Source organism: Pseudokineococcus sp. 5B2Z-1 (assembly GCF_037482305.1).
Classification (GTDB): domain Bacteria; phylum Actinomycetota; class Actinomycetes; order Actinomycetales; family Quadrisphaeraceae; genus Pseudokineococcus.
The window spans coordinates 1-816 of sequence record NZ_JBBHZG010000016.1; the positions used below are offsets into that span (position 1 = coordinate 1).

1 pseudogene is annotated in these 816 nt (G+C 78.7%); it reads right to left on the reverse strand.

Features of this window, described 5'->3' with window-relative positions:
• A pseudogene (locus WDV85_RS17020) lies at positions 1-416 on the reverse strand (hypothetical protein); the annotation flags it as partial.
• Positions 417-816: the final 400 nt, after the last annotated feature.

Consider the following 816-nt stretch of genomic DNA (forward strand, 5'->3'; position numbering starts at 1 on the left):
CCGGTGGCGGCGCGGTCGGTGCTGCTGGTGCCGCCGGGGTCGACGGGGTCGACGGGGCCTCCAGCTTGGTCACAGCTGCCGGGGCCTGCGGGGTCACCGGGGTGGTCACCGCTGCCGGGGCCTGCGGGGTCACCGGGGTGGTCACCGCTGCCGGGGCCTGCGGGGGCACCGGGGTGGTCACCGCTGCCGGGGCTGCCGGGGCTGCCGGGGCTGCCGTCGTCACCGTTGGGGCGGTCACCGCCGGGACGGCCGTCTCTGCCGCTGGGGTCGTCGTCCCCGCCGGGGTCGTCGGGGGGTGGGTCGGTGGTCATGAGGTGGCCGTCGAGGGCGATGAGCTGGCCGGTGAGGGGGTGGGTCAGGGCGCGGCGGAAGGGGGCGCCGGTGGCCAGGAGCTCGCGGACGTGCTCGACGGGCACCGGGCCGGTGCCGGGGGTGTGGGCGGGTTCGTCGTCGAGGCCGAGGAGGCTGGTGAGGGCGACGACGACCTGGACGCCGCGGCCGGGCCGGGCGGGGGTGCTGGGGTGTCGTGCGGTCGTGGTGCTGACGNCGGTCGCCGTCTTCGTCGCGGTCTGCGGCGTCGCGGTCGGTGTCAGGAGCGTGGTGAGTGCTGGTGCTGGTGAGGGCGAGGTCGACGAGGGCGTCGAAGCGGCGGGCGTCCAGGCCGCGGCGGTCGGGCAGCCCGGTGCCCGCGGGGGTGTCGCGGGCGGTGGTGAGGAGGTGGGGGCCGGCGAGGCCGGCGGTGGTGGCGGCGTGGGGGTCGCTGCGCCCGTGGGGGCCGGTGCGGGTGGTCGCGGCGGTGGTGAGGTGGTCGTGGAC